Origin of the sequence: Blautia sp. Marseille-P2398 (assembly GCF_964240315.1) — a bacterium.
Taxonomy (GTDB): domain Bacteria; phylum Bacillota; class Clostridia; order Lachnospirales; family Lachnospiraceae; genus Blautia_A; species Blautia_A wexlerae.
Genome location: NZ_CAXSTD010000014.1, coordinates 1 through 13,354, shown reverse-complemented (window position 1 = coordinate 13,354; position 13,354 = coordinate 1). Strand labels below are relative to the sequence as shown.

Annotated in this window: 11 protein-coding genes; 1 reads left to right on the top strand and 10 read right to left on the bottom strand. The window is 40.7% G+C overall.

Translation table 11 applies throughout. The features are described 5' to 3' along the window. Positions 1-122 precede the first annotated feature (122 nt). Complete coding sequence (locus tag ACESZG_RS14830) at positions 123-2,153, top strand: right-handed parallel beta-helix repeat-containing protein (RefSeq protein ID WP_373218647.1); 2,031 nt, start codon at positions 123-125, stop codon at positions 2,151-2,153. Positions 2,154-2,376: 223 nt separating this feature from the next. Here ACESZG_RS14830 and ACESZG_RS14825 read toward each other — a convergent pair whose 3' ends face one another. From ACESZG_RS14825 to ACESZG_RS14780, 10 genes are all read right to left on the bottom strand, one after another. Further along, positions 2,377-3,006, bottom strand: coding sequence for an MATE family efflux transporter (locus ACESZG_RS14825; protein WP_373218645.1), 630 nt, complete (start codon positions 3,004-3,006; stop codon positions 2,377-2,379). Then, entirely contained in the window at positions 2,936-3,412 is a 477-nt protein-coding gene (locus ACESZG_RS14820; protein WP_242833536.1) for a polysaccharide biosynthesis C-terminal domain-containing protein, read from the bottom strand. Before ACESZG_RS14820 ends, ACESZG_RS14825 begins: the two co-directional genes overlap by 71 nt. Positions 3,413-3,582: 170 nt before the next feature. Then, positions 3,583-4,689: an RNA-guided endonuclease TnpB family protein gene (locus ACESZG_RS14815; RefSeq protein WP_330671078.1), complete on the bottom strand. Its 1,107-nt coding sequence runs from the start codon at positions 4,687-4,689 to the stop codon at positions 3,583-3,585. A gap of 327 nt (positions 4,690-5,016) precedes the next feature. Beyond that, positions 5,017-5,376, bottom strand: coding sequence for an MATE family efflux transporter (locus tag ACESZG_RS14810; protein WP_025581028.1), 360 nt, complete (start codon positions 5,374-5,376; stop codon positions 5,017-5,019). Between the two features lie 340 nt (positions 5,377-5,716). Next, positions 5,717-6,568, bottom strand: coding sequence for a carbohydrate ABC transporter permease (locus tag ACESZG_RS14805; RefSeq protein ID WP_025581029.1), 852 nt, complete (start codon positions 6,566-6,568; stop codon positions 5,717-5,719). Between the two features lie 13 nt (positions 6,569-6,581). After that, entirely contained in the window at positions 6,582-7,478 is an 897-nt protein-coding gene (locus ACESZG_RS14800) for a carbohydrate ABC transporter permease (protein ID WP_055154193.1), read from the bottom strand. Positions 7,479-7,550: 72 nt separating this feature from the next. Further along, positions 7,551-8,867 carry a sugar ABC transporter substrate-binding protein gene (locus tag ACESZG_RS14795; RefSeq protein WP_227296142.1) on the bottom strand — a complete coding sequence of 439 codons (1,317 nt, stop codon included), beginning with the start codon at positions 8,865-8,867 and terminating at the stop codon, positions 7,551-7,553. A gap of 549 nt (positions 8,868-9,416) precedes the next feature. Then, positions 9,417-11,066, bottom strand: a complete 1,650-nt coding sequence (locus tag ACESZG_RS14790) for a glycoside hydrolase family 32 protein (protein WP_055153102.1) — start codon at positions 11,064-11,066, stop codon at positions 9,417-9,419. Between the two features lie 353 nt (positions 11,067-11,419). After that, positions 11,420-12,472 (bottom strand): LacI family DNA-binding transcriptional regulator, encoded by a 1,053-nt coding sequence (locus tag ACESZG_RS14785; RefSeq protein ID WP_243151992.1) that lies wholly within the window; start codon positions 12,470-12,472, stop codon positions 11,420-11,422. A 214-nt stretch (positions 12,473-12,686) separates the two neighbouring features. Continuing rightward, positions 12,687-13,145, bottom strand: a complete 459-nt coding sequence (locus tag ACESZG_RS14780; RefSeq protein ID WP_373218641.1) for a ferritin-like domain-containing protein — start codon at positions 13,143-13,145, stop codon at positions 12,687-12,689. Positions 13,146-13,354: the final 209 nt, after the last annotated feature.

Genomic DNA, 13,354 nt, shown 5'->3' with positions numbered 1-13,354 from the left:
CAAAATGACACAGGATTCCATTGTTTCGCTGCATATCTACATGCTACACTAGATTACATATCTTATGGGCATTTCGCCCGCAAACAGAAGGATTCAGGCCAGAAGGCCGGGAGGTTTTTATAATGATTATTTACGTTGATGCATCCGTGATCCAGACCGGAAACGGAACAAAAGAAAATCCATTCAAAACTATTCAGGAGGCCGCTGCAAAGGCACTTCCGGGAGATGAAGTCATCGTTGCACCGGGATTATACCGTGAAGCTGTTAATCCGATTCACGCTGGAACGGCAGACAAGCGTATCACCTACCGTTCTGCAATAAAAGGACAGGCGCACATTACAGGAAGTGAAGCTGTCAAAGACTGGGAAAATGTAGAAGGCACTGTATGGAAAGCAGTCATTCCGAACGGAATCTTCGGTGATTATAACCCATTTACTACCCTGGTATCCGGAGATTGGTTTATCGCTACATTTATTGCTCATACAGGAGATGTATACCTGAATGAAAAATCCATGTATGAAGTAACCACTCTGGATAAAGTTAAAAATCCACAAAAAAGTACTATCTCATGGGATCCTGATTTCTCTGTATATACATGGTACGCAGAACAGGATGAAGCCAATAATCAGACAATTATTTATGCAAACTTCCATGAAAAAGATCCCAATAAAGAAAATGTTGAGATCAGTGTAAGAAGAAACTGCTTCTATCCGGAAAGTGAAGGAATCGGATATATCACTCTCTCCGGTTTCCGCATCAGTCAGGCTGCTACTCAGTGGGCTCCCCCTACCGCTTATCAGGAGGGAATGGTCGGTCCTCACTGGTCCAAAGGATGGATCATCGAAGACTGTGAAATCTATGAATCCAAATGCAGCGGTATTTCTCTTGGTAAATATCTGCAGCCTGAAAATGATAACAAATGGTTAAAGTGGAAATACAAAGACGGAACTCAGACAGAACGCGACTGCATCTGCCAGGCTTCCTATGAAGGATGGGATAAAGAACACATCGGTTCCCATATTGTGCGCAGATGTGAAATCCATGACTGCGGTCAGACAGGTATTGTAGGACATCTTGGAGGCGTATTCTCTGTTATTGAAGACAACCATATCCACCACATTAATAACAAGCAGAATCTGGCAGGAGCAGAGATTGGCGGTATCAAAATGCATGCTGCTATCGATGTTATTTTCCGCCGCAACCATATCCACAACTGCACCCGTGGTCTGTGGCTTGACTGGCAGGCACAGGGAACCCGCGTTACAGGAAATCTCTTCCATGACAATGCTCTTCCTAATGACTTCGAGGCAGGGGATGACGCTGTCACAAGCGTAGGAGAAGATATCTTCGTTGAGGTTTCCCATGGTCCGACATTAATCGACCACAATATCCTGCTGTCTGACCGTGCACTGAAAATTGCAACCCAGGGTGTTGCCCTTGTACATAACCTGATCTGCGGCGGCTTCGTTTCTGTTGGTATCGGTACAGACAACGGTGCACCTGATATTCCATCTCCGAGATATACTCCATATCACACCAAACACGGAACTCAGGTTGCAGGATTTATGACCATCCTTCATGGAGATGACAGATTCTACAACAACATCTTCGTTCAGAAACCGATCCGTCCTTGTATGCAGGATCTGGCTGATCTTATGGGTAACAATGGAAATATGTGGGATGACTGCAATGTGATCACAGGAACTTTCAAATTTAACGGATATCCAACCTTTGATGAATGGAACAGACAGTTCGAAGGTTACTGCGGAATGGGTTCTGAGACAACAGGCAACTGCTATTATGATCATCTTCCTGTATGGGCATCCGGCAATCTCTATTTCAATGGAGCACGTGCATGGGAAAAAGAAACAGATGCAGTCACAGATACAGAACACACTGTAGATATCTCTGTTGAAGAGAAAGAAGATGGCTGGTATCTGAAGACCAACCTGTATGATATCATCAAAGAAGAAACCGACGGTATCATCTCAACTGAAACACTTGGTATGGCATTCGAACCGGAGCAGAAATACGAAAATCCTGACGGAAGCCCGATTATCTTTAATCAGGATTTCTTTGGAAATCACAGAGATGTCAAAACTGTCGCAGGACCATTTACGGATAAAAAAGCATCTGAGCAGAAGCTCTTTTAACCTGATATCCATATAGTCAATAGCTTTACCATATATAAACCATACATAAAAACAGCTATGAAGAGTACAGATATTTTTATCTGCAGCTCTTGCATAGCTGTTTTCTTATTTTGTCATACTTTTTTATAGCAGTCCTAATAAATAATGCATTTAAGACAGTTCAGCAGAGTGCGAAAGACAAGGAAGATATCTGACGCAGAATTTCACACTCTGATGGGCTGGATTATGATGCATTATTTACTCGGGCTGCTATAGATGCAAGCATTTTTGTAGACTTTCGGATGCACCACAGGCATGTCGGAAAAATATAGCAGGTTGCTGTGATCCAGGCCGTCTGGTCTGCGAAGCAGATGGCTGTGAAGCCAAAAGTTCCTACAAATCCAAGACAGACAACTGTTCTGGCGATCATTTCTGTTACGCCGGAGAAAACGGCTCTGCCTGAATATCCAAGTCCTTGAGTTACCATACGGGCGACATTGAGAATACCAAGACTCCAGTAGAAAAATCCCATACATCTGAGGTATTTGGCAGAGGCATCCAGAACTGCCACCGCACTCTTTCCAACAAACAGCATAGAAAGTGTATGCCCTGCAAAAATCAGTAAAATTCCTACTGCAATACCACAGCGCAGACCTTTTTTTATCCTGTCAGACTGTCCTGCGCCAAGATTCTGGCTACAGAATACAGATGCAGAGGTTGCGATAGCATCGAACGGACACATGGTAAACTGCTTGATCTTCATTGCTGCCGTAAATGCAGATACATAAGTGCTTCCAAGTCCATTATTGGCAGACTGCATGACCATACTTCCGATAGCTGTGATGGAGAACTGAAGTCCCGTAGGCATTCCCATTGCCAGAAGCTCCTTTACTGCATCCCCCCTTTATTGCCCTGTTTTCTTTCTTGAGCCACAGAAGTTTCATTTTGCGGATAATAAAAACAAGGCACAAAATCCCACTGATCGCCTGTGCAGAAATCGTTGCAATAGCAGCTCCGGCACATCCAAGTCTCAGCACTATAATACAGAATAAATCCAGAAAAATGTTCAGAACAGCAGATAACGCCAGAAATATAAACGGTGTCCTGCTGTCTCCCACTGATCGTAAAATACTGGACAGGTAGTTATATAAAATCGTAAAGGGAATCCCCAGGAAAATAATCAGCAGATAGCTGTATGCATTGTCATAAATGTCCTCTGGTACAGATAAAATATGCAAAATCTGAGGACATAAAACACTGCATAATGCTGTCAGGATCACTGCGATTCCTGCACATAATACAGCTCCAGTGACATGCTCCCGCCACTTAAATCTTACAGATTTTGAAATGGGGCTTCCTGCTCGATTGCCCTTCAGGGCAAAGCTAAAACAGGCTATCCCCGCGTGTCCCGCGGTTCTTTTTTATCCGGTTACGGATCTTTTCTGTGCTATTATGCACATTTTTTATATATTCTTTTTCCTTCTTCCAGAATATTGATCGCCGCATTCACATCCCGGTCCATCCGGTTTCCACATTCGCACAGGTATGTCCGTTCTGATAATGCCAGCTCTTTCTTTTTATGCCCGCATACACTGCATATCTTGCTGGATGCAAAATATCTGTCTACTTTTATCAGATATTTTCCACGTTCTTCCAGCTTATATCCAAGCATGGAAAGGAACTGACCGTATCCGTTATCCTGTATCCCTTTTCCGAAATGCAGGCCTCCGGCTATCCCCTTCAGGTTCAGATCCTCCACACATACCGCGTCATATTCTTCTGCAAGGCTGTGACTGAGCTTATGCTGGAAATCCTTCCTCTGGTTCTTTATCTTTTCATGATATAATGCAACCTTTTTCTTCTGTTTCTGATAGTTACGGCTGCCCTTTTCACATCTGGAAAGCTTTCTCTGTTCCCGGGCAAGTTTTTTCTCTGCATTCCGGTAAAACATGGGATATCCGGCCCTTTCACCGGTGGAAAATACACACATCCCATGCATGGCATAATCGATCCCCAGAAATTTTTCCGCCTGTCTTTTCTCCGCTGTTTGGTTTTCACAATCGAACAGCAGGCTGGCAAAATATTTCCCGGACGGTTCCCTGCTCACAGTCACTGATTTCAGCTTCCATCCCTCCGGGATCATACGGTGGAGTTTTATTTTTACCGGCTGCATCTTTGGCAGCTTCAGGAACCTGTCCTGCAGACAGATATTCCCATTTACCATATTCGTTGTATAGGATTTCCGCGAATGTTTTTTTGATTTATAATGCGGAAATCCCACTCCCGGTTCCCGGAAAAATTTCCGGAAAGCCCCTTCCAGATTTAACTGTACATTTGCCAGCGCAAGAGAATCCACTTCTTTCAGCCATGGATATTCTTTTTTATATCCGGCCGGCGTATTTTTCAGCATCTTTTTTTCTTCCTGATAATAACGGATCTTATCCGCAAGCATCCGGTTATAGAGAAAGCGGCTGCAGCCGATTGTTTTCTCTATCTGGGTTATCTGTTCTTTATTTGGATAGATCCTTATTTTTACTGCCCGATTTATCTTTCTCACCCTGACTCTCTATATACTGATGGATTGTTTCAACAGGTACTATATTTCAAGATTTCTTTTGCTCTCTCTGACATCTTATCGTCTAGCATCTTTCTGCTATATTTCATAACCATGATCAGCCAAAAACACTGAATGAAAATTAAAGAGCATATTGTTCTTCTTTTCTATTATAATATATTTATTGTATCAGAACAAGTGTTTTTGTGATTTTTTATGAATTTGAGCAGACATGCTCGAATGTGCAATTCATCCCCTCACCTATAGGACGCCACTGAAAAAGTCTTTATTTTGCATAAAGCAGTACAATATAAAGTGTTTTTATTTGTTTTAATCTACTATATAATGTGTATAAAAATAGTTTTTCAGTAGCGTCCCTATAGAGGTGAGGGAATTCTTGCTACGGTTGTTAAAGATATAATCCCGCATTTTTTCTATTTTCTCTGCGCCAAAATATTTAGCTACAGGAACACCAAACCCTGTACAGCTTCCCATGCAGAATCCCAGTACCAGAAACTGAATACTGCTGCTGGCTCCTACACTTGCCAGCGCTTTTGCGCCAAGGATCTGTCCTACGATCGCAGCGTCAATAATATTATAAGTCTGTTGCAGCAAATTTCCTAATAATAAAGGAAGCGCAAACTGCAGCATCAGTTTCAGCGGATTCCCTTTTATCATAGATGTGGTCATTTCTCTTTACTCCCATTCTCTATATTTCTATAACAATTCCAGCTGATAAAATTATCTGCTTTGCTATTGATTTGATTGAATCTCCATTGAAATACAAATATCAATTTCAACAGAATTCCTTCATTATCATAACATTCCTATTTTTAGTTTCAATAAGAAATTTTGACATATTTTATCTTAAAGCCAAGTGTTTTCATACGTCAGGCGAATATTCGCAATTACATCAGGAGACTACTTGATTCTCCGCCTGCGACGGGTCGCTTCAGCGACATAATTCTTCTAACATAAAAAAGCCCTACAAAACGCCATCCAGGCGCATTGTAGGGCTTTATATATTGACTTAGCCTTTAATACCGGAAGATGCAATACCTTCTACATAATATTTCTGCATGAAGATGAACATGATGATCATCGGGATTGCAGAGATTACCAGTGCTGCCATGATTGCACTATAATGTACAGGCTGTGTTCCGAAGAAGGACTGAACTGCGAGCTGGATCGTACGCTTGTCTTCACCGGTCATAACCAGGAATGGCCACATAAAGTCATTCCAGTGAGCGACGAAATCAAGGATAAATACAGTTGCATATACAGTCTTGGAAATCGGCATAACAATCTTGAAGAAAGTTCCTGCCGGACGACATCCATCAATTGCAGCCGCCTCGATCAGATCATCTGGAATATCACAGAAAAACTGACGGAACATATAGATGGAGAAACATTTTGCTACAAAAGGAATTACCAGTGCTGCAAGTGTATTTACCCAGCCAAGCTGTGACATTTCAATATATAACGGAAGCATGATTGCTTCCATCGGAAGTACCATCAGGGCTACTACCAGATTCATGATCGCGCCTTTTCCTTTGAACTCAAATTTTGCAAGCGCATAACCACACATGGAGTTTACAAGCAGATCAAGAACCAGGATGAGTGCAATGTAAAGCAAGGTGTTCTTAAATACCTGAGGAAGATTCATTCTGGTAAATACTTCTACATAGTTATTAAAAGAAGCCGATACCGGAAAGAATGTTTTCAGGGAGTTCATATTTGCAAAAATCTGAGATTCCGGTTTCAGAGACGCGGAAATCATCCAGATCAGAGGAGAAACAAAGATAATACCTATGACAATATTTCCAAAATAAAACATAAATTTGGAAAAAGCCGCAGAAAATTTCATTGATGATTTTTTCATTTTCCTGTCCTCCTTAATCAGTTGCAGTAGTTACTTTCTTCATTAACAGTGACATTGCCACAACAATAACGAAGAATACAGTTGCGATTGAGCAGGCATAACCAAAGTTACCTTTCTGGAAGCCCTGTGTATAAATGTAATATACCAGAGTTTTGGTGGAGTTCTTTGGTCCGCCCTGTGTCATGATATATGGCTGTGTGAACAGCTTCATTGCCTGGATCATAGTGATCATAATAACATATTTTATAGTTCCTTTCAGTCCCGGAAGTGTGATAAACAGGAACTGATTCCATTTGTTTGCACCATCTACAGATGCTGCCTCATACTGATCTTTCGGAATTCCCTGAAGACCTGCCAGGAAAATCATCATCTGATAACCTGCGCCCTGCCATGCAGACATGAAGATAATGGAGTTCATGGCTGTATGCTCATTGCTCAGGAAATTAATAGGATCCATTCCCAGTGATACCAGCAGAGAATTAATAAGACCAGTGTTTGGATTTGCATTGTAAAGTACTGACCACAGAACAGAGATAACAACCATGGAGGTTAACTGTGGACTAAAATACATTGTTCTGAATATTGCGACTCCGCGGAATTTCTTTGAAACCAGAAGCGCCAGTCCAAGTGCCAGTATACACTGTACAGGTACAACAACTACTGTGAAATATACAGTATTTTTCAGAGCCATCCAGAAGTTTTTATCCTGGAACAGTTTCTGATAGTTTTCAATACCAATCATCTTTATGGCATCCGGTCTCATAATCTGATATTTAAATCCGGAATAGTAAACGGTATAGATCATCGGTACAACCAGAAATGCGATCAGAAGGATAACTGCCGGAGCAGTAAATGCATATGCAGTGATTCTCTCGTCACGTTTTCTGCCTGTCAGCTTCGTCTTAGCCATAATCCTTTCCCCCTTTTAACAAACTTAAAACGGCCGCACCGCAAAAGCGATGCGGCCAGGTTTCTATCCTGATTATTCAGCGTAGTATGTTTCGTAATCTTCTGTGAATGTTTCTGCTACTGTATCAAGTTCAGACTGGATATAATCATCATCAACTTCTCCGTTTGTAGCTGCATCAGAGAGGATATTTGTCATTGCTTCAGCATATGCAGAAGAGAATGTTGCATAGGAAGGTGTTCTTGGACGCGGAACTGCTGTGTTGTTCAGCTGTTCAACCATAAGTGCACGTGCTCCTTCTTTGTAATCAGCCATTGCTTCTTCATCATAAGCAGAGTTACGTGTTGCAGGTTTTGCGATTGCATCTGCATAAGTTGCTACATTTTCGCTGTTCATCAGCCACTGAAGGAATTCGCCTGCTGCATCCGGATTCTCACAGTCCTTGCTTACTGCTGCTGCCCAGTCACCACAAGGAGAAACTGCTGTACCTGTTTCAGATACCGGATAGTATGTTACACCCCAGTCAAAATCTGCATTTGCTTCCAGAGTTGCAACTTCCCATGAACCACCAAGCATTGTTGCACATGCACCGTTTAAGAACTCATCTGTGATCGGCTCAATGTTTGCATATCCTTTTGCAATAAGATCTGCAAGGTAAGAAGTTGTTTTTACTGCTTCTTCGCTGTTTACATATCCGTCAGCTTCCTTACCATCCTCGCTGATGTAGTCTTTTCCTTCAGAGATATACATTGGCTCTAATGCATATGGAAGACCTTCACCATGATCCATGATAATGTGTGTTCCCACATAATTATCTGTTGTACACTTTTCAGCGATCTCTGCCATCTCATCCCATGTGATCGGGTTGTCTAATGTACGGGAATCAAGGTCATCTGTATCAACACCGCACTCTTTGAGGTAATCTTTATTGTAATAGAATGCTACGGAAGATTCTGTTGCTCCGATTGCATATAACTGTCCGTCATAGGTATTCTGGGCAATGGATGAAGGAACAAAATCAGAAAGATCATCCTCTGTAAAATAATCACTCAGCGGAATGCTGATTCCGTTTGCTGCATAGTAGGAAACCTGCGGTCCGTCTACATAGAAGATATCCGGAAGGTCATTGGATGTTACTGCTGTAGCAATCTTGTTATCATATGCGTAGGAATCGGAACGGTCGATTGCTTCACGTGAGACCTGGATATTCGGGTTTGCTTCATTCCACTCTGCAATCTTCTCTGTCCACCATGTCTCTACCTGTTCTCTGTCTGTCGGGCTCCAGATTGTAATGTTTACTACATCACCATCTTTTGCCATTGCCGGTACTGCACTGAACATTGTAGTTGCCGCCATTGTGAGTGCCAGAATTACGCTCATTCTTTTTTTCATGTTTCTTTCCTCCTGATAAAATGTATTGGTTGTTGATGTTACATCTCCTTAATCTCGTTCGGGAAATGTCGTTTTTATGAAACCCGTTCCATGTATTTCCTTTTTTAACCACAGCTATTTTGCTGTGGTTAAAAGCTTTATTGGTCCTTTTGTGGAACCCGTTTCATATGATGGTTTTATCATAATCTCTCTTGCCTTATTTGTCAATATATTTTAACTTAAAAATCCTGTTTTTGCATCAATTCGTATATTTTCACAATATAAGTTATCTGTTTTTATATATTTCTCACAATCATATCTGGGTTTTTTCTTTGCTATATTTATATTAAATTTCCTATATTCCGTTATTTTTTATATGTTTCCAAAAAAAGAGAGAGGGAAAATAGAATTCTCAATTTTCCCCCTCTTCTTTCTATTTATTTTTTCATTTTTATGGAACCGTTACCATTTTTTTACTGCCGGCAGATATATGGCACATTGCTTTAAGCAAATATCGTTACTGTTCACTCCGTTCTCAGTAACTTAGCCAAATATCTGTATTCTGCGGATTTATTTCCAGATGGATTTCATTTCACAGATTTTAACCTGCGCTTCTTTATCACTGTTCAGACAGAAGATTCCCTGGCTGCTGCTATTGTAAAACAGTCTGGTTCCTGCATCTTCTCCATCATTTAAATATACCTCAGTTGTTCTTCCGTCTACAAAAATTTCTGCATTTCTGCATTTCTCCACAGAAGAAACAAACTGTACCTTATCGCTCTTCACACCTGTCATTTTGAAGAATACTTTTCCCCCTTCTGCAGTCAGACTGATGGATTTATCCCCATCCTGACCAAGAAGAATGTTGAAATCTCCTGTTTCTTCAAATGATACAGATGCATAATATCTGTTATCTGAAATGGAGCCGACTTTAATCTCACTGCCTGTGCCTTCATATACTGTATCACCCAGAAGAGTATAAACTTCCTCTACAGGTTTTGTATATACATGTTCATTCTTCACATGGAGCTCTCTTGGCAGAGTCATGCTTCCATAAGCTCCCGGCTCTGTAGCAATATGCTCTCCATAGAAATCACTGATCCAACCGATCAGGATCCTACGGTCTTCATGCTGAAAGCTCTGCGCTGCATAGCAGTTGCTTCCAAAATCCACCCACTGCTGTGTATGGACATCTATTGCATCACCGTTCCAGTCTCCCACATAATATCTGCACTGCTGGAATCTTCCGTATTCATCATAATGGCTCATCCATGCGCCCATAGCTACATATTTATCATCCAATGGGAAAAAGTCCGGACACTCAATGGTTCTGATCTTTGTTTCCTCTGTAATCAGAGGACATCTGTATTTCCAGTTCTCTGCATCTTCAGATTCGTACAGAAGAAATGTTCCTTTTTCATCTATACATGCACCTAATACAATATAATACTTCTTACCGATCTTAATTGCTTTCGGATCGCGGAAATCATAGTTAGTACCTTCCGGTTTCTCCCTGATAATCTCTTTTTCCGGCTCAAAATGGATCATATCACTACTCTTTGTCATTGTCTGATACTGAACAGTGTCCCATCCGTCATCCTGAGGTCCGATATGTCTTGTGAGATAGAAGTATACCTCGTCTCCCATCGGAAGTGCGCTTCCGGAGAAAGCACCACCTTTGATTGCAAGATTATCCAGGATTTCTTCCTGAGGCTCTAACGCAACCGGAAGATGTGTCCAGTGCATCAGATCCTTGCTTGCTGCATGTCCCCAGTACATATTATTCCACTCCTGTCCAAAAGGATTCAGCTGATAGAAAAGGTGATAATAACCCTTAAACCAACAAAGTCCGTTCGGATCATTATTCCAGTTCACAACCGGTGAAAAATGATACTGTTCTCTGTATGGAGTATCTATAAAACGAAGGAACTCTTCTTTATTCATCTCTTTATAATTATCTGTAGTATCCAGCACACAGATTCCATTTTCCATAATGTTTTCACATTCACTTAAATAAGCAAATGTTATTGTGCAGTCCTGTGTTGAGATTTCATATTCTGTATTTCTGCTTACCGGAAATTTGATCCAGTTTCCATAGATATGTTTCAGTTCTTTTGTCTCTGTTGTGCTTTCTTTTACGTTTTTCAGGAGCACACTGCCTTTTTTGCCTTCATCCGGTTTTACAAATAATTCCAGACACTCATAATTTCCTGTGTACATACGTAAATCCCCTTTCTGATATTTGTCATATTTATAGTAATCCTCGTAAATAATAGATATGGTACCCGTTCCATATACATTAAAATAAAAAAGCCCCTGTCTGCAGAGCTTATCATGTATTATGAAGACTTTATGAAATACTATCCGAAACATAATAAAGCATAAGTTATTGATACTTTATATGTGGTACCCGTTCCATTTGTATAAAGTATATGATGTAAATTAGATTTTGTCAATATAGTATTGCTTTTTCCCTAAATTAGACAAAAAAAAGAAGAGATCTTTGTGTATTTTTATTGATACTCAAATCCCTTCTTTTTTATACAACACTCCATAAACGGTCAAATAATAGTCTATATGGCCGTATCTACAGGATAAGTTGTCTGTCCCTGATACAATTCTACAGGGATGATCTGCTTATTCGGTACAGGTCTTCGGTTTTCTATCAGATCAACTACAGAATTAGCACTGAGTTCTGCAAGCATCTTTATATTTTGCCTGATGCTGGTAGCTTCCGGATAAACCAGTCTGGATATATCCGTTCCATCATATGTTACGATTTTTAACTCTTCCGGTATCTTTATTCCTGCTTTCAGTGCCAGATGCATAATATTGAGCACAGGCTGATCAGTTCCAAACACACCATCGATTCCATCAAAAGTTTCCATTACCTTTCTGGCACTTTCCCAGTAATCCTCATGGCCAAACCTGTTCCACTCCAGAATCAGATCTACCACTTCAATTCCTTGTTTTTCCAGAGTTTTTTTCAGTACTGTATGTTTATCATTTGCCACAATATTTGGCGACACACCGAATATATTTAGTACTTTTTTACATTTATTCCGAATCAAAACCTCCGCTGCCAGTCTGCCGCCGGTTACATGATCCGACCCGATCATCGGGATTTCCGGTCCGAAATCTCTGTCAAAGGAGATGATAGCATGTTTTCTTTTCAGATATTTCTCTCCTTCCAGTGTATGAGAGCCGGCAATAATGCCATCTACCATATTTCGATCCAGCATATCCAGAAATTCTTCTTCTCTGTTGCTGACTCCTATAGTACTTGAAATCAGAGTCTTATACCCCACTTCATACAAAGCTGCCTCTGTCTGTCTCACATAACTTGAAAAAAACGGATGATCTACATCCGGCACCAGTATTCCTACAATTCCTGTTTTATTACGAAACAGATTTCTCGCCAATTCATTTGGTGTATACTCTAATTCTTCAATTGCTTTTTCAATTTTCTTTTTTGTATCAGCTGATACATACCCATTTCCGTTTATAACTCTGGAAACGGTTCCCACCCCTACGCCTGCTCTGCGCGCTACATCTCTTATACTCGCCATACTTACTTTTCCTGTTCTGTTATTACTTTTCACAGTCACATAATAGTTACTGTTCATACGCCTATCCTGCGGGGTATTTTGGCATACATACGCCAAAATACCATTACTGCAGGCAATCTGGAATAAATTTTAACAAGACAAGTATAGCACTGCGCATTTGTTCTTACAATTAATAAGTTGCCGAAAAGTGGCCCTTTCTTTCGTCAAACTGGAACATGTTCCAGTTATGTATCCAGGCAGTCCTGCGCAGACTGCCTGTTTTTTCTGACTTTTATGCCATACCATTTACGGTCTTATACTTGTACAACATCTCCGCATGATTCTGCTCCTCAATTTGGATATCAGCCAGCAGCTTACGCACTCCGCTGTCTTCAAACGCAAACACATCATCATTATATGTTCCTGACACTAGCTTCTCTGTACCAATACAGTCTGTTGCAAGAAACGCATCGTGTTGTTTATCTTCCGGTGAACTCATGGCTGTATAGACTGCTTTTGGCTGATAGTCTTTGCCTGATCTGTCATTACAGTTACATTCAGGCACACTTCCGGAAAGAATCATTGACAAAGACTCATAATGCTTCTGTTCTTCCTGCTGGATATTCCGGAAAAGATTTTTAAGCTCCGGGTCTCTGGCCTGTTCTGCGTATTTTCCATACTTTTCCACACAGCTTTTCTCTTGTGTCTGAAGATCTTCGATTACTGAACGTTCCTTTTCTTTTAAAATCATAGTCTGTTGTCTCCTTTTTTAAGAAATACTGTATTTTGTTACATGAAAATAGTATGGATAAAAAATGCTTTTTTATTCTCTGTATCATGACTTATGACAATTTCAGAGAATATTTTGTGTTACTGTTCACATGCCACTGTCCCGCGAGGTGTTTTGGCATGAATATGCCAAAATCCCGAGACATACAAGCCAAAATTCCATTGCCGCAG